This window comes from Marinobacter sp. MA (assembly GCF_048298425.1).
In the GTDB taxonomy this organism is placed as follows: domain Bacteria; phylum Pseudomonadota; class Gammaproteobacteria; order Pseudomonadales; family Oleiphilaceae; genus Marinobacter; species Marinobacter salsuginis.
On record NZ_CP103058.1, the window covers coordinates 1148517 to 1167262 of the forward strand.

Genomic DNA, 18746 nt, shown 5'->3' on the forward strand with positions numbered 1-18746 from the left:
TTACTGTTTCAGTGACAGTGAGCGCTTTTTGCGTTTTTTCGGGTGCACAATGGCTGCTTTCACGACGTTGTCCTTGATTTGAAGAACCTCCACCCGGTGGCCGTCCACTTTCAGGCAAACGTTGGTGTCGGGGATGTTCTCAAGGGTTTCTGTGATCAGGCCATTGAGCGTTTTCGGCCCGTCCGTGGGGAGTTTCCAGCCCAGTGTCTTGTTGATCGTGCGCACCGCAGAGGTGCCATCGATAATAAAGGTTCCGTTGTCCTGCGGGATAATGTCCGGGCTGGTGGCAGCGTAGTCCGTCGTGAAGTCGCCGACGATTTCTTCAAGTATGTCCTCAAGGGTTGCCAGACCCAGCACGTCGCCGTACTCGTCTACGACAACGCCAAACCTGCGCCGACCCTTCTGGAAGTTGATCAACTGGGTGTTCAGGGGCGTGCTTTCCGGAATGAAATAGGGCTCCTGGCAAAGCTGCATGATCATGGCCTTGTTGATCTCGTCCTGCTGAAGCAGCTTCGAAGCGCTGCGCAGGTGCAGTATGCCCTGAATGTTATTGATGTCGCCCTTGTAAACCGGAAGCCGCGTGTGTTGGCTGCTGCGCAACTGTCGCAGGATCGTGTCGGTGTCATCTTCCAGGTCGATACCGACCACCTCATTGCGCGGCACCATGATGTCATTTACGGTCACTTTCTCCAGATCCAGAATGCTGACAAGCATGTCCTTATGTTTGGCTGGTATCAGGGCTCCGGCCTCGTTCACCAGGGTTCGGAGTTCTTCCCGGCTAAGGTGGTCGTTGGCGGCGTCGGCGGCGGAAACCCCCAAAAGTTTCAGTATGCCGCCGGTAAACAGATTTACGGCCCAGACGATGGGATAGAGGATTTTGAGCAGTGGCCCAAGTATGTAGCTGGCTGGAAAGGCGATTTTCTCGGGAAACAGCGCCGCCAGGGTTTTCGGGGTGACTTCCGCGAAGATCAGAATCACGATTGTCAGCAGTATGGTGGCGATGGCGATGCCGGCATCGCCCCAGACGCGAATGGCAATAACGGTTGCGATCGACGATGCAAAGATGTTGACGAAATTGTTGCCAATCAGAATTACGCCGATCAACTGGTCAGTGCGTTGCAGCAAACCCTGGGCGCGCTTGGCACCTTTATGGCCCGTTTTGGCCATGTGTTTCAGGCGGTATCGGTTCAGGGACATCATCCCGGTTTCAGAGCTTGAGAAGAAACCGGAGAGCAGGATCAGTCCGACCAGGAGGATAAACAGCGCGGTAAGCGATGTTTCGTTCAAAAGAGGTGTCCTTATATTGCTGACAAGTAGCGAAAATAGGGTTTTGGCGAGTGTTGTGTCAAGAGAATACCGGGGGCTCCAGGTGGTCAGCCGCCGCGCTGGAAGATCAGCTCCAGCACAAACTTGCTGCCGTAAAAGGCCAGCATCAGCAGTGCGCAGCCTGCGAGTGTCCATCGGCTCGCAGTAATGCCGCGCCAGCCTTTTGTGTAACGGCCGACTAGTAGCGCCACGAAAACCAGAAGGGAGAGAATCGAGAACAGGGTCTTGTGAGCGAGGTTCTGGGCAAAAAGATCTTCTATAAAGAGGGCGCCGGTCACTATTGCCAGGATCAGCATGACAACGCCTGCCCAGACCATTTCAAACAGCAGGGACTCCATGGTCTGCAAAGGTGGCAGGTTACGAACCAGCAGGCTGTTGTAGTTGTGCTTTAGTTGGCGATTCTGGAAATAAAGAAGGACTGCCTGGATGGCCGCCAGGCTGAAGAGGCTGTAGGCTGTCACCGAAAGTGCGATGTGGGAGAGCATGCCATAGCTTTGTTCCGACACCAGTCTCGAGGGACCGTGCGTAACAAGAGCAAGAATGATGGTGAGGCCTGCCAGGGGGTAGACACCCAGGAACAGGCTCTGCACTGGCTTTTTAAGGTTGAGGCCAAGCAACAGAAACACGATCAGCCAGGAAATCAGGACCGAGCTTTTAAAAAAGCTGAAGTCGAAACCTCCGTCGTGGTGGACCGTCTGACCAATCAGAAGTCCGTGGCTGGTAAGTGCGAGAACGCCGATCAGGGTGGTAATGGCGATATTGCTCTGGACCCGGCCCCTGAAATGCAGGGCCTGCAGCGCGGTACCGACGCTGTAAAGAAAAAGAGAGGTGACCGCGAGAATCAGCGTTCCCATGACTTCCTTATTAACCACTGTTCTGACTGGGGATCGGCGCAGGTTTCGGCCGATTTGACCGGGCTGGTCGTTTCAGGGCGATAGTCTGGTTATAATGTCGCGATTATGCAACTGGAATCAAGGAGTCGTCGCCGGCTCTGCCGATTCACGCACTCAAATTATCCGAGGTACGGAAGAGCAACATGTTTGAGAACCTCCAAGACCGACTTTCCGGCAGTCTGCGCAAGATTTCCGGCCAGGCGCGCCTCACTGATGACAATATAAAGGACACCCTTCGGGAAGTGCGGATGGCGCTGCTGGAGGCGGACGTCGCCCTGCCAGTTGTGAAGGACTTTGTCGAGGGCGTCCGCAAGCGTGCTATTGGTCAGGAGGTTCAGCGCAGTCTGACGCCAGGCCAGGTCTTTGTGAAAGTAGTCCAGCAGGAGCTGGAGCGGGTAATGGGCGAGGGCAACGAGTCCCTCAATCTGAATGTCCAGCCGCCGGCGGTGGTCATGATGGCCGGTCTCCAGGGTGCAGGTAAAACCACGACCGTCGCCAAGCTGTCCCGTTTCCTTAAGGAGCGACAGAAGAAATCCGTGCTTGTGGTCAGTGCAGACGTATATCGTCCTGCCGCGATCCGCCAGCTTGAAACTCTCGCTGGCGATGTTGGTGTAGATTTTTTCCCGAGCAGTGCGGATCAGGACCCCGTGGATATTGCCGAGGGCGCCATCGCAGCGGCCAGGAAAAAGCACATTGATGTGGTGATTCTTGATACCGCCGGTCGGCTGCATGTCGATGAACAGATGATGGGCGAAATCGGCAGGTTGCATAAGGCGGTCAACCCGGTTGAGACCCTGTTTGTGGTTGACGCCATGACCGGCCAGGATGCGGCCAACACCGCCAAGGCATTTAATGATGCTCTGCCGCTGACGGGTGTGGTGCTAACCAAAACCGATGGCGATGCCCGTGGCGGCGCCGCCCTGTCTGTTCGCCACATCACCGGAAAGCCAATCAAGTTCCTGGGTGTCGGTGAAAAGTCCGACGCCCTTGAGCCGTTCTACCCGGATCGTGTCGCGTCCCGGATCCTTGGTATGGGCGACGTGCTTTCGCTGATCGAAGAGGCGGAGCGCAAGCTCGACCAGAAAAAGGCCCAGAAGCTCACCAAGAAAATCAAGAAGGGCAAGAGTTTTGACCTGGAGGATTTTCGCGATCAGCTGCAGCAGATGAAGAATATGGGTGGCATCGGTGGTCTGCTCGACAAGCTGCCGGGCATGGGGCAGATGGCTCAGATGGCGCAACAACAGGTGAATGACAAGTCCATGGGGCAGATGGAAGCCATCATCTGTTCGATGACACCTAAAGAGCGCCGTTATCCGGATGTGATCAACAATTCCCGCAAGCGTCGGATTGCCACCGGGTCCGGAACCCAGATCCAGGATGTGAATCGTCTTCTTAAACAGCATAAGCAAATGCAGAAGATGATGAAAAAGTTTGGCAAGAAGGGCGGCATGGCGAATATGATGCGCGGCATGGGTGGCATGATGCCCCCGGGCGGCGGTGGAGGCGGCGGTATGCCTCCGTTTGGCCGTATGTAAAAAGCCTTACATGGAAAACGGGGAAACAACCGGTTTTGCTGTTTTCTTTGGCGCTTTTTTAGCATAGAATAGCGCCCCTTTCGAGTATGGGTCTTCGCGTCAGCTGGTCTTCAGCAGGCGTGAATCGTACAAAGTTCGTACAACAGAACAGGATATTGGTTAAATGGTAACAATCCGTTTGGCTCGTGGTGGCTCCAAGAAGCGCCCGTTCTACCATCTGACAGTCACCGACAGCCGCAAGTCCCGCGACGGTCGTTTCATTGAGCGCGTTGGCTTCTTTAACCCGGTCGCCCGCGGCCAGGAAGAGCGCCTGCGTGTTGATCGTGACCGTGTTGAATTTTGGCTCGGTCAGGGCGCACAGACCAGTGAGCGCGTTGCACAGCTGTTGAAGGCTGCTGAGTAAGACAGCACTGACGCCGGGGTTTATGGCATGACACAGAATTCGCAGGAAACTGTGATCGGCCGGATTACCTCGGTGTTTGGGGTCAAGGGGTGGCTTAAAGTCTTCTCTTACACTGACCCCAGGGAAGGAATACTGAACTATCCCGAGTGGACGCTCGATCTGGATGGCAGACGTATTCCGGCCAAGCTTGAGGAGGGTCGCCGCCAGGGGCAGGGGATCGTCGTCAGGCTTAAAGGTATCAATGACCGTGATCTGGCTCGCACATACTGCGGTGCCGAGGTCAGGGTCTCGACAGCTGAGTTGCCGGAACTCCCTGAAGGCGAGTTTTACTGGTTTCAGTTGGAGGGCCTTGATGTGTATACGGTCGATGATGAGTGCCTTGGTAAAGTGCACCATCTCATGGAAACCGGGTCCAACGATGTTCTGGTGGTACAAGCTACGGCAGGTTCCATCGATCAACGTGAGCGTCTGATTCCGTATCTGCCGGGCGAAGTTGTCCAGAATGTTGATCTGGATTCAAAGCGCATGGTGGTGGACTGGGATCCGGAGTTCTGACGGGTGTGGATTGGCGCAGTCAGTCTGTTCCCGGAAATGTTCGGTGCGGTAACGGATTACGGGATCACGGGAAGGGCAGTCCGGGATGGTCTTCTGACCTTCCAAAGCTGGAATCCCCGTGAATTCACCCATGATCGGCATCGCACGGTAGACGACAGGCCCTATGGGGGCGGCCCTGGCATGCTGATGAAAATTCAGCCGCTCCGGGACGCGATCCGTGCGGCGCGGGAAGCAGCACCCGGCAAACCCTGTGTGGTTTATCTCTCGCCCCAGGGCGAGACTCTGGATCAGTCTGTTGTGGAGTCGCTGGCTGCTGAGCAGCAACTGATTCTGGTGGCTGGCCGGTACGAGGGTGTTGATGAGCGCCTGATAGCGACGGAAGTCGATCGGGAAGTGTCACTGGGTGATTTTGTGCTTTCCGGTGGCGAATTGGCAGCCATGGCTGTCATTGATGCGGTTACACGCCTCATCCCCGGAGCGCTGGGTCATGCGCAGTCGGCAGAGCAGGATTCTTTCGCCGACGGTTTGCTGGATTGTCCGCACTACACCCGGCCCGAAGTTTACGAAGGTCAGGCGGTGCCGGATGTTTTATTGGGCGGTCACCATGATCAGATCCGGCGTTGGCGGCTGAAACAGTCGCTGAGGCGAACCCGGGAGCGACGCCCCGACCTGCTGGAAAGGCGGGTGTTTACGGACGAAGAGCGTGAGCTGCTGGAAGAGATTTTGAACGAACCGGGTGCCTCTGAATGATCAGGGCATTAACAGATTGGGTATCAGGAGCATTACGATGAGCGGCAAGAACAACATCATCAGTCAACTTGAAGCAGAACAGATGACCAAGGAAATCCCTGCGTTTGCGCCGGGCGACACCGTGGTCGTTCAGGTTCGCGTAACCGAGGGTAACCGTGAGCGTCTGCAGGCGTTCGAGGGTGTTGTCATCGGCAAGCGTAACCGCGGCATGAATTCCTCCTTCACCGTGCGTAAGATCTCTTACGGTGTTGGTGTTGAGCGTACCTTCCAGAGCTTCTCCAAGCTGATCGACAGCATCAGCGTGAAGCGTCGTGGCGATGTTCGCCAGGCCAAGCTCTACTACCTGCGCGACCTGTCCGGTAAGGCGGCTCGCATCAAGGAAAAGCTGGGCTGATCAGCAAGGCGCTGAATCGCAGGCAGAAAAAGGCAGCCAAGGGCTGCCTTTTTTGTGTCTGGGGTTCCGCTATCCTTGCCATAGGCCGTTCGAAGTCCGGGAGCTTGCCATGAAAGCGGAAGATGAATCACTGATTGTGCGGTTCGTTGATGCCATCTGGCTGGAGGATGGGCTTGGCGAAAAGACGCGGCAGGCCTACCGAAGTGATTTGTCGCGATTGGCGGAATGGCTGGAAAGCCAGCCCGGTAAGCCCTCGCTGGCGGATGTTCGCCGAACCGACCTTCTGGCCTGGATGTCGCGGGGGTTGGCCGAAGGAGTCAAGAGCTCCACAGCAGCCCGGCGGCTGTCCGGGCTGCGGCGCTTTTACCGCTTTCTGCTGCGCGAAGGACTGATCGCTGAAGATCCGACCCTCAGGATCGACAGCCCGAGGTTACCCCGACGTCTTCCGGATTCTCTGACTGAGGAAGAGGTGGATGCACTGCTTTCCGAACCGGACCCGAATATTGCCATCGAACTTCGGGACAAAGCCATGCTCGAGATACTTTATGGTTGTGGTCTGAGGGTCTCCGAGCTGACAGAGTTGCGGGTTGATCAGGTAAACCTGCGCCAGGGCGTCATTCGGATCACCGGCAAGGGTGACAAGGAGCGACTTGTGCCCCTGGGAGAGGAGGCGGTGGACTGGCTGCTGAAGTACATGAAGAGTGCCCGCCCGGAGCTTCTGAAAGGCCGCTCCTGTGATGCGCTGTTTCCCGGCAATCGGGCGGCGGCGATGACCCGCCAGACATTCTGGCACCGCATCAAGCATTACGCCGTGCGGGTTGGTATTCGCAAGCATCTGTCCCCCCACACGCTCAGGCATGCCTTTGCCACGCATCTGCTCAATCATGGCGCGGATCTGCGGGTTGTCCAGATGCTTCTTGGGCACTCGGACCTGTCAACGACCCAGATCTATACCCATGTGGCTCGTCAGCGGCTTCAGTCGCTGCATCAGGCTCATCATCCCAGGGGGTGACAGGCCGACTGGTTGCCCTGCCGGAGGTGAACTTTCCTTTTATGAGCTTGTCGCATTGAATTGATTCCCGGCCTGTGCCAATACTGCCCGGGTTCTTTAACTGATCTCTGAAAAAGGTTGTTTGTCAGAATGAATATTAAACATGCGGTCGTGGCGCTTACCTTCAGTTTCGGCTCACTTGGTATGGCGAATGTCAGTGCCGGTGAAGTCGAAGACCGGATTTCCGAGCGCCTGACCCAGGCCGTCCCGGGCCTTCAGGTGATGTCGGTGAAAGAGTCCGAGGCAAAGGGGCTCTATGAGGTTCAGAGCAACAATGGCGACACGATATACGCGACCGAGGATGGCCAGTATCTGATGACGGGGGATCTTCTGAAGATCACCGAGCAGGGCATTGCCAATGTCACCGAGGCAGCTCGCACTGAGGCCCGTCGCGAAGTGATGGCGGACTTTGGTGATAAGGGAGTCATCAGCTTCCCCGCCAAGAACGAAAAAGCCGTCGTGAGTGTGTTCACCGACATCGACTGCCCCTACTGCAGGAAGCTGCATGACGAGGTGCCTCAGCTGAACGATTACGGCATTACCGTCAATTACTATGGGTTTCCCCGGTCCGGTCCCAACACTGCGTCTTTCAGGAAGTACGAGTCGGTCTGGTGTGCTGATGATCAGCAGGCTGCCATGAACGCAGCCAAGGCTGGTCAACAGGTGGCCGATGCAAGCTGTGAAAACCCCGTTCGTGAGCAGTTTGAGCTGGGTGGTCGAGTTGGCGTAACCGGTACGCCTGCCATTGTACTGGAAGACGGCAACATGGTGCGGGGCTATGTTCCGGCGCAGCGATTGGCTGAAGGACTGGGCTTGCTCTGACAACCTTCCGGATCCATTGTCCGGGCTGCGTCACAGGGTATTTTCTCTGGATCCGATTCGGGGCTTATTCAGTGGGGCCTGAATCGGTATACTATGCCCGCCTAATATAATTCATCAGCACCCCTTCGGGATCAGAGGTGAGAGTTTGAAAGACGTCAGTGTCGGAATCTGCGGATTGGGAACCGTCGGCGGCGGTACCTTTAATGTCTTGACCCGCAACGCCAGGCTGATTGCCGGCCGGGCCGGGTGCAATATCCGGATCACCCGGATTGCCAGTCGACGGGCCCGCGAGGATATGGACCTCGGGGACGTGCCTTTCAGCACCGACATTTATGACGTGGTGAACGATCCCGGTGTCGATATCGTGGTCGAGCTGATCGGTGGCTATGACGCCGCGCGGGAGCTGGTACTCGCGGCCATCCGCAATGGCAAGCACGTGGTGACTGCCAACAAGGCCCTGATCGCCGTCCACGGCAATGAAATCTTTGAAGCGGCCGAGAAAGCTGGCGTTGTGGTGGCCTACGAGGCAGGTGTTGCCGGTGGCATTCCGGTCATCAAGGCCGTACGTGAAGGCATGGCGGCGAACCGCATTGACTGGATTGCCGGCATTATCAACGGTACCGGTAACTACATTCTGACGGAAATGCGTGCCGGTCGGGAATTTTCCGAGGTTCTCAAGGAAGCCCAGGACCTGGGTTATGCGGAAGCGGATCCGACCTTTGATGTTGAGGGGATCGACGCCGCCCACAAACTGACCATTCTGGCATCCGCCGGTTTCGGTGTGCCCCTGCAATTCGAGAAGGGCTTTACCGAGGGGATCTCCAAGATTACCCCTTACGATATTGCCCATGCCGAACTATTGGGTTATCGCATCAAGCACCTCGGTATCGCCCGCCGTCGTGATGATGGTATTGAACTTCGGGTTCATCCGACCCTGGTGCCCCAGAGCCACCTGATCGCCCAGGTTGACGGCGTGCTCAATGCAGTCCTGGTAGACGGCGATGCCGTTGGCCAGACCATGTATTACGGCCCTGGCGCCGGTGATGAGGCCACTGCCTCCGCGGTTATTGCGGATATCGTTGATGTCGCCCGTGCCGTAGCAACAGAAAGCAACCTGCGGGTGCCATACCTTGGGTTCTCACCGGAGGCCATGGAAGAGCTGGACGTGCTCTCCATGGAAGACATCCAGTCGGCGTACTACCTGCGAATTACCGCTCTTGATCGTCCGGGTGTGCTGGCCAAGATTGCCTCCATCCTGAGTGAACACGGCATCAATATCGAGTCGATCATGCAGAAGGAATCCGAACTGAAAGACGGTCGGATTCCGGTGATCATCCTGACCCACACCGTTCAGGAACGGCAGATCAACCGTGCGATTGAAGAGCTGGAAGCCCTGTCCGATACCGACGGCCAGGTTGTCCGCATCCGCGCAGAAAACTTCAACTGACAGGTACGAACGTGAGATACATCAGTACGCGGGGTGAAGCGCCCGCACTGGGTTTTGAAGACGTATTGCTGACGGGCCTTGCCACCGATGGCGGGCTTTACGTTCCCGAATCCCTGCCGCATTTCAGTCTGGAGGAAATCCGTAGCTGGCGTGGGCTCCCATACAGTGAGCTGGCCTTCAAGGTCATGCATCCGTTCGTGGACGACGCCATCCCGGCAGACGACTTCCGCAAGATGCTGGACGAGACCTATTCGGTCTTTGCCCATAAGGCAGTCGCTCCGCTGGTTCAGCTGGATACCAACGAGTGGGTGATGGAGCTTTTCCGCGGCCCGACCCTGGCGTTCAAGGACTTTGCACTGCAGCTGCTCGGCCGCCTGCTGGACTACGTGTTGGAAAAGCGCAAGCAGCACGTGGTGATCATGGGGGCGACTTCCGGTGACACCGGCTCCGCTGCAATCGAAGGTTGCCGCCGGTGCGAGCATGTGGATATTTTCATCCTGCATCCGCACCAGCGCGTATCTGAAGTCCAACGCCGCCAGATGACCACCGTTCAGGGTGACAACATCCACAACATTGCGGTGCGTGGCAACTTCGATGACTGCCAGCGCATGGTAAAAGAAAGTTTCGGCAACCAGTCGTTCCTGGGCGGAAAAACCCAGCTGGCCGCCGTGAACTCCATCAACTGGGCCCGGATCATGGCCCAGATTGTTTACTACTTCCATGCGTCCCTCGCCCTGGGTGGGCCGGATCGCAGCATGGCGTTCTCCGTTCCAACTGGAAACTTCGGGGACATCTTTGCCGGCTATCTGGCGAAGAAGATGGGGCTGCCGATCTCACAGCTGGTGATTGCCACCAACCGCAACGACATCCTGCACCGCTTCATGAGCGGCAACAAATACGAGCAGCATCAGCTCGAGCACACGTTGTCACCCAGCATGGATATCATGGTGTCCAGCAACTTCGAGCGCCTGCTGTTTGATCTGCATGGTCGCGATGGGCTGGCTGTGAAGACCCTGCTGGAAAATGCAGCCAAAGGCCCGGTCAGCATTGAAGATTACCGCTGGAAACACGCCCGGAAGCTGTTCGACAGCGACGCGGTGGACGACAAGACGACCTGTGACACCATCCGCGAGATCTACGAGCAGAACGAGTATCTGCTGGATCCCCACACCGCCATCGGGGTGCGCGCTGCGCGCAATTGCCGCCGAGATCCGGCGGTACCGATGATCACCCTGGGTACTGCGCACCCGGCCAAGTTCCCGGATGCAGTAGCCGAGTCCGGCTTGACTGTGGAGCCGCCTCTGCCAGCTCACATGGCTGACCTGTTCGAACGGGAAGAGCGCTACACGGTGCTGGATAACGACATCTCCGGGGTTCAGGAGTTTATTGCCAAGCACTGGAAAAACGCCTGATCGGGTATGACACCAAAAAAGATCCTGCGTCGCCCCCAGCCGGAGATAGTCCCGGACTGGGGGCAAAACCTGCCTCCGTTGCTTCGCCGTCTCTACGCCGCCCGTGGCGTAACCTCTGATGAGCAGCTGAGTTACACCCTCAGACATCTTGCATCTCCCCTGTCACTGAGAGGTATCGACCGGGCAGTTGAGCTGCTGTCGGAAGCGATCCAGCAGCAACGGCGGGTTCTGGTGCTCGGCGATTTCGATGCCGATGGCGCCACTAGCACCGCCGTAGCCATGCTTGGCCTTTCAATGCTCGGTTTGCAGAGCATTGATTTTCGGGTGCCCAGCCGTTTTGCCGACGGCTATGGCCTGACGCCAGGCATTATTGAGCGGCTGCGCGATGAGGGTGAGCTTCCCGACCTGATGGTCACCGTTGATAACGGTATATCCGCCGTTGAAGGTGTCAAAGCGGCCAAAGAGCTCGGGGTGAAAGTCGTGGTGACGGATCACCATCTGGCCGGTGATGAGCTCCCGGACGCCGATGCCATCGTCAATCCCAATCAGCCGGGTTGTCCCTTCCTGAGCAAGAACGCTGCCGGTGTTGGTGTCATGTTTTACGTGCTCACGGCACTGCGCAAGCGGCTTCGGGAAAGCAATCAACTCCCGGATCCTGAGCCCAATCTGGGGAGCCTCCTGGACCTGGTGGCGCTGGGTACAGTCGCCGATGTCGTACCCCTGGATCATAACAACCGGATTTTCGTAGAGCAGGGCCTGCGCCGGATAAGGCAGGGTGAGGCCCGGCCCGGTATCCTTGCGCTCCTTGAAGTCGCCGGCCGCGATCATACTGCAATCAGTTCTACCGATCTTGGGTTTGTGGTCGGCCCCCGCCTGAACGCTGCAGGCCGACTTGATGATATGAGCATCGGCATTGCCTGCCTTCTCGCCGACAGCCAGGACGAAGCGAGGCGCCTGGCCGGGGAGCTGGATACCTTCAACAGGGAACGCCGCACCATCGAGAAGGACATGAAAGCCCAGGCTCAGGATCTGCTTGCTTCCATGTCCCTGGATCTTGAAGGTCTGCCGTGGGGCCTGGCCCTGTTCGATCCCGACTGGCACCAGGGTGTCATCGGCATCCTCGCGGCACGGATTCGAGAACAGACCCACCGGCCCACCATTGCCTTCGCGCCGGATGACAACGGCGAGGATATCAAGGGCTCCGCCCGGTCGATTCCCGGGCTGCATATCCGTGATGTGCTCGCCGTGGTCGACTCCCGCCATCCCGGTATGCTGAAGAAGTTTGGCGGCCACGCCATGGCCGCCGGCATGACCCTGGCCAAAGCGGATCTGGATGCCTTCTCGGAAGCCTTCGATCGGGCCGTGCGAGACAGCGCCTCCGCCGAAGACCTGGAGGCTGCCATCACAACCGATGGCCCCCTGGCCCTCGAAGAGCTTTCCCTGGACACCGCCGCACTGCTCAAGCGGGCCGGCCCCTGGGGGCAGCATTTCCCGGAGCCGTTGTTCGACGGCGAGTTTCGGGTGGTGAGCCAGAGAATCGTCGGTGAAAACCATCTGAAGCTGGTTCTGCAGCCGGTTGAGGGCGGCGGGATCATTGACGGCATTGCCTTCAATACCGGGCCGGAAGTGCCGGATTACACCCGAACCGGTGCCCGGGTGGTGTATAAGCCGGATGCCAATACCTTTCGGGGGCGGACCAATCTTCAGCTTTTGGTCGATTATCTCGAGCCGCTATCCTGATCAAGCCTGCCTCCCGCTTACTCTGAAGTAGCGGTCAACCACGGCTGATTTACGAACTGATTTCCGGTAAACTCCGCCCTCTGTTTTTACTCTCCATTTTCAAGAGCGAGTAAGGGTTTCATGGAAATTAATCCCATTGTGACGAAGATCAAAGAGCTTCGTGAGCGCACTGAAGCGCTCAGGGGGTATCTTTGACTACGATCAGCGTAGTGAGCGACTGATCGAAGTTGAGCGCGAACTGGAGCAGCCAAGCGTCTGGGACGACCCCGAGCGGGCGCAGGCGCTGGGCAAAGAGCGCGCGGATCTTGAGCTGATAGTCAAGACCATCGATAACCTCACCTCCGGCCTGGAAGACGCCGAAGGCCTGCTGGATATTGCCGCAGAAGAAGAGGACGAAGGCACCGTTGCCGAGATCGAGTCCGATCTTGAGGGCCTTGATAAAGAGCTCGAAAAGCTCGAATTCCGCCGCATGTTCTCCGGTGAAATGGACGCCAACAACGCCTACCTCGATATCCAGGCTGGTTCCGGTGGCACCGAAGCCCAGGACTGGGCCAATATGCTGTTGCGTATGTACCTGCGCTGGGCGGAGCGCCGGGGCTTCAAGGCCGAGATTGTCGAGCTGATGGAAGGTGAAGTGGCGGGCATCAAGAGCGCCACCATTCACATCCAGGGCGACTATGCCTATGGCTGGCTGCGTACCGAAACCGGCGTACACCGGCTGGTGCGTAAATCACCGTTTGATTCCGGCAACCGTAGGCATACTTCGTTCTCTTCCGTGTTCGTGTCGCCGGAAGTAGATGACAGCTTCGAGATCGAGATCAATCCGGCGGATTTGCGGGTGGATGTCTATCGTGCCTCCGGCGCCGGTGGTCAGCACGTTAACCGGACCGAGTCGGCGGTGCGTCTGACCCACAATCCCACCGGTATTGTTGTGGCCTGTCAGGCTGGCCGAAGCCAGCACCAGAACAAGGACCAGGCCATGAAGCAGCTGAAGGCCAAGCTGTTTGAGCGCGAGATGCAGGAGCGTAACGCCGAGAAGCAGAAGGCCGAGGACGCCAAGGCCGATATCGGTTGGGGCAGCCAGATCCGTTCCTACGTTCTGGATGACAGCCGTATCAAGGACCTGCGTACCAAGGTTGAAACCAGTAATACCCAGTCGGTGCTGGACGGTGACATTGACAAGTTCATCGAAGCCAGCCTGAAGATGGCGCTGTAACCAGCGCCGTTGCCACGCTAACCCGGACAACCCGATTCCTAGTGAGCCAAAATGACTGATCAAACTCAGAATGCCGCACAGCATGAGGACAACAAGCTGATTGCCGAGCGCCGCGCCAAACTGTCAGAGATGCGCGACCAGGGCAACGCCTTCCCGAACGACTTCCGTCGTGACGCCACCGCCGCCGAACTGCAGGCAAAATACGGCGAGAAAACCAAGGAAGAGCTGGAGTCCCTGGGTATCAAGGTGGCCATTGCCGGCCGCATGATGCTGGATCGCAAGGCATTCAAGGTGGTTCAGGACATGACTGGCCGGATCCAGATCTATGCTTCCAAGGATGTCCAGAAAGACACCAAACACTGGGATCTGGGGGACATCGTGGGCGTCCGTGGGACCCTTTCCAAGTCAGGCAAGGGCGACCTGTACGTAACCATGGATGAGTACGTGCTGCTCACCAAGTCCCTGCGTCCGTTGCCTGAGAAGCACAAGGGCCTGACTGATACGGAAGCCCGTTACCGTCATCGCTACGTCGATTTGATGGTCAACGAGGACAGCCGCCGGGTGTTCCATGCGCGCTCGAAGATCATCAGCGCCATGCGCCAGTACTTCACCGACCGGGACTTCATGGAAGTGGAAACCCCGATGCTTCAGGTGATTCCCGGTGGTGCCACCGCGCGGCCCTTCGTTACCCATCACAACGCCCTGGGCATCGACATGTACCTGCGTATTGCCCCGGAGCTGTTCCTGAAGCGCCTGGTGGTTGGCGGCTTTGAGCGGGTATTCGAGATCAACCGGAACTTCCGCAATGAGGGGCTTTCCACCCGTCATAATCCGGAATTCACCATGGTTGAGTTCTACCAGGCCTACGCAGACTACAACGACCTGATGGATCTGACCGAGGACATGCTGCGCACCATCACCGAGAAAGTGCTGGGCACCACCACGGTGGTGAACACCCGCACCCTGGCGGATGGCAGCGAAGAGACCATCGAGTACGACTTCGGCAAGACCTTCGAGCGCCTCACCGTTGTTGATGCCATCCTCCGCTATAACCCGGACATCAAGCCCGAGCAGCTGGCAGATGAGGCCAGCGCCCGTCAGGTGGCAAAAGATCTGGGTATTCACCTCAAGGAAGCCTGGGGTCTGGGCAAGGTCCAGATCGAGATCTTTGAGGCAACGGCGGAGCATCGCCTGATGCAACCGACCTTTATCACCGAGTATCCGAAAGAAGTGTCGCCCCTGGCCCGCTGCAAAGACAGTAACCCGTTCGTCACCGAACGCTTCGAGTTCTTCGTGGGCGGCCGCGAGATTGCCAACGGATTCTCCGAGCTGAACGACGCCGAAGACCAAGCCGAGCGCTTCCAGGCCCAGGTGGCGGAAAAGGATGCCGGTGATGACGAAGCCATGTTCTACGACGAGGACTACGTCATGGCCCTGGAATATGGCCTGCCGCCCACCGCCGGCGAGGGCATCGGTATCGACCGCCTGGCGATGTTGCTGACCAACTCGGCTTCCATCCGCGACGTCATCCTGTTCCCGGCCATGCGCCCAGAACACAAGCCTGAAAGCCGCAAAGACGAGGAGTGATCCATGAGCCCGGTTGAGGTACTGGCCAGTCAGCTCAGGCCCGACCGGGGCTGGAAAGAACATCTCTCCGAAGAATTCCGCCAGCCCTACATGCAGGGCCTGGCGGAATTCCTGGCTGCCGAGGAGCAAGCCGGCAAAGTCCTGTTCCCCGCCAGCCAACACTGCTTCAACGCACTCAACAGCACGCCGCTGGAAAACGTAAGGGTGGTGATTCTCGGGCAAGACCCCTACCACGGCCCCGGCCAGGCCCACGGCCTGTGCTTCTCCGTGCGCCCGAACGTGGCCATCCCGCCCTCGCTGGTCAACATCTTCAAGGAAATTCAGGACGACCTGGGCATTGCTCCGCCCGATCACGGCTGCCTTCAACCCTGGGCAGAACAGGGCGTATTGCTACTCAACAGCGTCCTCACCGTCGTCCAGGGCCAGGCCGGCGCCCACCAGGGCAAAGGCTGGGAAATGTTCACCGACAAAGTCATCGAAACCATTAACCGCGAACGGGAAGGCGTGGTATTCCTGCTCTGGGGCAGCTACGCCAAAAAGAAAGGCCAGCACATCGACCGCACCAAACACCTGGTCCTCGACGGCCCCCATCCCTCGCCACTGAGCGCTTACCGGGGCTTCTTCGGTTGCAAACACTTTTCAAAGGCGAACGACTGGCTTCAGCAGCAGGGCAAGCCTACGGTTAATTGGGCGCTGCCCAGCAAAGCTGAGTTGATCGAGAGATACAAGAAGAGCTGAAGGTCTGTCCGAAAGTAGTCTTCGGGATGGGGTCAGGCTCCCAGAACCGTGCGGAGCCATGGATGGCGGAGCCGAGCGTACAGGGATGTATTTACAGCGTGTTTTGGGAGCCTGACCCCATCTTGAAGACGGGCGGTCAAACTCCCAGCACAAATTACTGAAGCAGCGCCATGGCCGCTTCCATCTGGGCGTTCAGATCCTCTTCCTCGCTCATGTCGATATTCGGATCCAACCCAAGACGATCAAACGCCGAAATCTTCGTCCAGTCCATTTCGTTCCAGGGATGCTCTGAACCTGCAACCAGCTGCAGATTAGCCACCATGACCAGATCCGCATAGTCCGCAGCGGGAACCTGGCGGCTGAAGTTGGCGTATTCGAGGGGAACGTTCTGCAACTCCTTCGGGAAATCCCACTTCTTGAGGATGGTCGCCCCGATCTTCGGATGCAGCTCATCGACCACATTGTCCAGCATGATGCTGCTGATCTGGATATCCTGGTCTTCCACATAACGCAGAATCGGCAGCACGCCGATCAGATGCACCAGGCCTGCAAGGGTGGCCTGGTCCGGCTTGAGCTTGGTGTAGTGTTGCGCCAGAACATGACAGACACCGGCCACTTCGGTGCTGGTCTGCCAGGTGGCCCGCATGCGCTTGTCGATCATGTCGGAGGTGGCCTGGAACATCTGCTCCATGGCCAGACCCATGGCCAGGTTGCTGGTATAGGCCATGCCGAGGCGGCTTACCGCCATGTTCAGATTCTCGATGGCGCGGCTGCCGCGGAACAGCGGGCTATTGGTCACCCGGATAATGCGGGCGGACAGGGCCGTGTCATTGCTGATGACCTTCACCAGGTCCGCTATTGAAGAATCCTCGGATTGCGCAATGTCTCTGACCTGAAGAGCTACTTCGGGAAGGGTGGGCAGCACCAGCTTGTCATTTTCGATAGCTGCGTTGAGGTCGGCTTTGATGGTTTCAACAATATTCGACATGGTCAGTAAAGGTCCGCTTAAAGAGTTCGACGAGTGGCCGGAATGTCCGAGTCACGGTCCGAACAATCAAATATGTGAGCTACTGCATAGCAAAATAGCAAATTCTGGCGCGTTTGCCTGTCAACTTATGTATCTGATTGTGCGCTTTTTTCCCTTTCAGGCACCGAGTAGGGCAGCGGCAGAGACTCCAGAACGACCTCCGGCAGGCCCTCCGGATGAATGGGGGTGTCGGCGGCATCGTGGCGCACAACGGCGAGCAGTTCCATGCTGCCGTCACGGTATCTGATCGAGTTGACGACTTCTCCCACGGATCGCTCGCCAGCAAACAGAGCACTTCCGGGGGCGGGCAGCTCTTTCGCCTCTTCCGCACGGAACCGGAACAGGCTTTTTTTCAATTGCCCCAGGAAATGCATGCGGGCAATCACTTCCTGACCCGTGTAGCAGCCCTTTTTGAAATGAACCCCGCCTACATGTTGCCAGTTCAGCATCTGTGGCACGAAGGATTCCTGGGTGGCGGCCGTGAGGGAGGCGACACCCGACGCAATCTCGGATGCCTGCCAGTCTGCCACCGACATCCGGTCGCTGGCGGGTAGTGTTATTTCGCCACCCCGGGTATGCCAGAACTCGAAGCGGGCCGTGCCTTCAGCTGTCGATTGGGTTTTCACAAGGATGCCGTCACGGAGTACGCAAGAGTCACCCGGTTCCCTCAGGCTGCCCATTGCAGTTTCGGCGAGCTTTTCGGCCAGCTCATTGCCCAGAATCCCGACGATGCTGGTTTCCTGGACCAGCTCCATGGTGGTTCCGCGAAAGAGCATCAGGTACTTGCGCAAATGGCTGATGATGTCGTCAGCGAACTCGGAGGGAAAGTCCATCAGGATGTCGTCACCGGCCCGGACCATGCGGGTGAGGCAGTAGGCGCGGCCCTTGGGCGTCGCCGCTGCCGCTCGCGGGGAGCGATCCGGGGTTACCTCGTCCAGGTTCTGGCTGAACTGGCCCTGGAGAAACTTGTCGGTGCCCGGGCCGCTGATCCGCACAACCACCCGGTCGTCGAGAACCGCCCAGCCGCTATTGGGTAGGGGGAAGTCTGCAACGGCTGATACAGGAGAGTCTGTGTCGGTCATGGCGTGCTCCAGATTGGTGGATCAGATGGATGGTTGCCCGGATCGGCCCAGTCTGAGCCATACCCGCAGGCGACGAAAATCGTCTTTCGAAACGTTACCCGGTCTACCGGATGACGGTGCCAGCAGTATCGTATTGTACGACCGGAATTTGGTGCCAGTCGGACGCAGTTTCAAGAGTGCCAGTCCGGCCCAGACACGACTGGAAGCCGATGGACGGACCTGAACCTGCCGGTTGTCTCCGGTCTTGACGTACAACTCGCCATCCTCGACGACAAGCCCATTGACGGACCCGCCTCCGCGGAGCAAACCGTTGGACCGATACTGCAGCGCGGCTAGGCCGAGCGCAATGGGCGCTGCAGTGAGTAACCATAACTTGCCGGCCAGCGCCGCAATGACAAGGAACGCCAGCAGCAACAGCCAGGGCAGCACTGCCAGAGCGCCAACCAGCAGGGAGGGGGTGAGCGTCAGCTCAATCCGGCTGGACACGCTTGAGGATGATGTCGACCATGCGTTGGAGGTCCGGATCTGCCGGGCGGCTGCGCTGCATGAACCACTCGAACATGTCGCTGTCCTCACAGGCGAGCAGTTTCTTGTAGCGGGCCTGATCTTCGGCGTCCAGATCGCGAAAGGCTTCCTCCATGAATGGAATCAGGAGGTTGTCCAGCTCCAGCATCCCGCGACGGCTATGCCACCACAGGCGGTTGAATTCTGCTTTTTCGGACGATGCAGGTGTCTCTGACATAGTGTTTACCATTGAATCGATTGTAA

At 57.9% G+C, this 18746-nt stretch carries 19 protein-coding genes; 13 read left to right on the plus strand and 6 right to left on the minus strand.

Features of this window, described 5'->3' with window-relative positions; all coding sequences use genetic code 11:
* Together NUW46_RS05405 and NUW46_RS05410 are read right to left on the minus strand one after the other, a co-directional pair.
* A complete protein-coding gene (locus NUW46_RS05405) occupies positions 1–1287 on the minus strand; it encodes an HlyC/CorC family transporter (protein ID WP_064227101.1) in 1287 nt (428 codons plus the stop codon).
* A gap of 86 nt (positions 1288–1373) precedes the next feature.
* Positions 1374–2180, minus strand: coding sequence for a cytochrome C assembly family protein (locus tag NUW46_RS05410; RefSeq protein ID WP_136629334.1), 807 nt, complete (start codon positions 2178–2180; stop codon positions 1374–1376).
* Between the two features lie 182 nt (positions 2181–2362).
* Between NUW46_RS05410 and ffh the strand changes: the two genes are divergently transcribed.
* The 13 genes from ffh to ung all read left to right on the plus strand — a co-directional run bounded on the left by ffh (position 2363) and on the right by ung (position 15869).
* Positions 2363–3754, plus strand: a complete 1392-nt coding sequence (ffh, locus tag NUW46_RS05415) for a signal recognition particle protein (RefSeq protein ID WP_153637256.1) — start codon at positions 2363–2365, stop codon at positions 3752–3754.
* A 163-nt stretch (positions 3755–3917) separates the two neighbouring features.
* The gene (rpsP, locus tag NUW46_RS05420) at positions 3918–4157 is read left to right on the plus strand and encodes a 30S ribosomal protein S16 (protein WP_069184097.1); all 240 of its coding nucleotides are present in this window, start codon (positions 3918–3920) and stop codon (positions 4155–4157) included.
* Between the two features lie 27 nt (positions 4158–4184).
* Positions 4185–4712, plus strand: a complete 528-nt coding sequence (gene rimM, locus NUW46_RS05425; protein ID WP_418141572.1) for a ribosome maturation factor RimM — start codon at positions 4185–4187, stop codon at positions 4710–4712.
* A 3-nt stretch (positions 4713–4715) separates the two neighbouring features.
* Positions 4716–5462, plus strand: a complete 747-nt coding sequence (trmD, locus tag NUW46_RS05430) for a tRNA (guanosine(37)-N1)-methyltransferase TrmD (RefSeq protein WP_069184099.1) — start codon at positions 4716–4718, stop codon at positions 5460–5462.
* Between the two features lie 37 nt (positions 5463–5499).
* Positions 5500–5856, plus strand: a complete 357-nt coding sequence (rplS, locus tag NUW46_RS05435) for a 50S ribosomal protein L19 (RefSeq protein WP_048495327.1) — start codon at positions 5500–5502, stop codon at positions 5854–5856.
* Between the two features lie 109 nt (positions 5857–5965).
* On the plus strand, positions 5966–6868 hold the full coding sequence (gene xerD, locus NUW46_RS05440) for a site-specific tyrosine recombinase XerD (RefSeq protein WP_069184100.1): 903 nt from the start codon (positions 5966–5968) through the stop codon (positions 6866–6868).
* Between the two features lie 129 nt (positions 6869–6997).
* The gene (locus tag NUW46_RS05445; RefSeq protein WP_418141573.1) at positions 6998–7729 is read left to right on the plus strand and encodes a DsbC family protein; all 732 of its coding nucleotides are present in this window, start codon (positions 6998–7000) and stop codon (positions 7727–7729) included.
* 145 nt (positions 7730–7874) lie between these two features.
* Positions 7875–9176 carry a homoserine dehydrogenase gene (locus NUW46_RS05450; RefSeq protein WP_136629332.1) on the plus strand — a complete coding sequence of 434 codons (1302 nt, stop codon included), beginning with the start codon at positions 7875–7877 and terminating at the stop codon, positions 9174–9176.
* Between the two features lie 11 nt (positions 9177–9187).
* Positions 9188–10588 (plus strand): threonine synthase, encoded by a 1401-nt coding sequence (gene thrC / locus NUW46_RS05455; protein ID WP_069184103.1) that lies wholly within the window; start codon positions 9188–9190, stop codon positions 10586–10588.
* Between the two features lie 6 nt (positions 10589–10594).
* Positions 10595–12328, plus strand: coding sequence for a single-stranded-DNA-specific exonuclease RecJ (gene recJ, locus NUW46_RS05460; protein ID WP_418141574.1), 1734 nt, complete (start codon positions 10595–10597; stop codon positions 12326–12328).
* Between the two features lie 120 nt (positions 12329–12448).
* Positions 12449–13544 (plus strand): peptide chain release factor 2 gene (gene prfB / locus NUW46_RS05465; RefSeq protein ID WP_099045589.1). Its coding sequence is split into 2 segments (ribosomal slippage): positions 12449–12520 and positions 12522–13544, totalling 1095 coding nucleotides; the frame shifts between segments, so codons are not numbered across the junction.
* Positions 13545–13595: 51 nt separating this feature from the next.
* Positions 13596–15131, plus strand: coding sequence for a lysine--tRNA ligase (gene lysS, locus NUW46_RS05470; RefSeq protein WP_418141575.1), 1536 nt, complete (start codon positions 13596–13598; stop codon positions 15129–15131).
* A gap of 3 nt (positions 15132–15134) precedes the next feature.
* A complete protein-coding gene (ung, locus tag NUW46_RS05475) occupies positions 15135–15869 on the plus strand; it encodes a uracil-DNA glycosylase (protein ID WP_418141576.1) in 735 nt (244 codons plus the stop codon).
* Positions 15870–16023: 154 nt separating this feature from the next.
* On the opposite strand, the gene NUW46_RS05480 is transcribed toward ung, so the two are convergent.
* The 4 genes from NUW46_RS05480 to NUW46_RS05495 form a co-directional block, all read right to left on the minus strand.
* Entirely contained in the window at positions 16024–16857 is an 834-nt protein-coding gene (locus NUW46_RS05480; RefSeq protein ID WP_209398735.1) for an HDOD domain-containing protein, read from the minus strand.
* Positions 16858–16982: 125 nt separating this feature from the next.
* On the minus strand, positions 16983–17978 hold the full coding sequence (locus tag NUW46_RS05485) for a YgfZ/GcvT domain-containing protein (protein WP_418141577.1): 996 nt from the start codon (positions 17976–17978) through the stop codon (positions 16983–16985).
* Between the two features lie 21 nt (positions 17979–17999).
* Positions 18000–18464 carry a hypothetical protein gene (locus NUW46_RS05490; protein ID WP_418141578.1) on the minus strand — a complete coding sequence of 155 codons (465 nt, stop codon included), beginning with the start codon at positions 18462–18464 and terminating at the stop codon, positions 18000–18002.
* The gene (locus tag NUW46_RS05495; protein WP_069184110.1) at positions 18448–18720 is read right to left on the minus strand and encodes a succinate dehydrogenase assembly factor 2; all 273 of its coding nucleotides are present in this window, start codon (positions 18718–18720) and stop codon (positions 18448–18450) included. The genes NUW46_RS05490 and NUW46_RS05495 overlap by 17 nt, the downstream gene beginning before the upstream one ends.
* Positions 18721–18746: the final 26 nt, after the last annotated feature.

Coding starts and splice junctions, on each gene's coding strand:
- NUW46_RS05410 (WP_136629334.1), bottom strand. CDS start 2,180: ATGGGAACGCTGATTCTCGCGGTCACCTCTCTTTTTCTTTACAGCGTC.
- ffh (WP_153637256.1), top strand. CDS start 2,363: ATGTTTGAGAACCTCCAAGACCGACTTTCCGGCAGTCTGCGCAAGATT.
- NUW46_RS05445 (WP_418141573.1), top strand. CDS start 6,998: ATGAATATTAAACATGCGGTCGTGGCGCTTACCTTCAGTTTCGGCTCA.
- ung (WP_418141576.1), top strand. CDS start 15,135: ATGAGCCCGGTTGAGGTACTGGCCAGTCAGCTCAGGCCCGACCGGGGC.
- lysS (WP_418141575.1), top strand. CDS start 13,596: ATGACTGATCAAACTCAGAATGCCGCACAGCATGAGGACAACAAGCTG.
- rpsP (WP_069184097.1), top strand. CDS start 3,918: ATGGTAACAATCCGTTTGGCTCGTGGTGGCTCCAAGAAGCGCCCGTTC.
- xerD (WP_069184100.1), top strand. CDS start 5,966: ATGAAAGCGGAAGATGAATCACTGATTGTGCGGTTCGTTGATGCCATC.
- NUW46_RS05485 (WP_418141577.1), bottom strand. CDS start 17,978: ATGACCGACACAGACTCTCCTGTATCAGCCGTTGCAGACTTCCCCCTA.
- rplS (WP_048495327.1), top strand. CDS start 5,500: ATGAGCGGCAAGAACAACATCATCAGTCAACTTGAAGCAGAACAGATG.
- rimM (WP_418141572.1), top strand. CDS start 4,185: ATGACACAGAATTCGCAGGAAACTGTGATCGGCCGGATTACCTCGGTG.
- NUW46_RS05480 (WP_209398735.1), bottom strand. CDS start 16,857: ATGTCGAATATTGTTGAAACCATCAAAGCCGACCTCAACGCAGCTATC.
- recJ (WP_418141574.1), top strand. CDS start 10,595: ATGACACCAAAAAAGATCCTGCGTCGCCCCCAGCCGGAGATAGTCCCG.
- NUW46_RS05495 (WP_069184110.1), bottom strand. CDS start 18,720: ATGTCAGAGACACCTGCATCGTCCGAAAAAGCAGAATTCAACCGCCTG.